The sequence below is a fragment of the Halalkalibacter lacteus genome, from assembly GCF_036663595.1.
Lineage (GTDB): Bacteria > Bacillota > Bacilli > Bacillales > Bacillaceae_D > Halalkalibacter > Halalkalibacter lacteus.
Genome location: NZ_JAWRVL010000489.1, coordinates 1 through 232, shown reverse-complemented (window position 1 = coordinate 232; position 232 = coordinate 1). Strand labels below are relative to the sequence as shown.

The 232-nt window shown below is 65.9% G+C and carries 1 protein-coding gene; it reads right to left on the bottom strand.

The features are described 5' to 3' along the window. The coding region (locus SAZ04_RS23130) for a hypothetical protein (protein ID WP_332700166.1) at positions 1-232 on the bottom strand (232 nt) is incomplete at both ends.

Sequence of the window (232 nt, the reverse complement as noted above, 5' to 3'; positions counted from 1 at the left end):
AGTACCGAGCGAGCCGATTTCCGCTTTGGCCTTAGTCAGGAGTCTGACCTCCAGTAGGGTGGCGTCCTCGTAGGCCTGCGCGTACTGCACGCGAGACTCGGCGAGTTGCACCCCCGCTTGGGCGTAGGCCAGCTGCGCGGTGGTCAGCTGCTTGTCGATCAGCAGCGGCTCCAGCGCGGGCAGCTTGCCGGCCTGCTGGTACTGCGTCCAGGCCTGTGCAAAGCGAGACGTG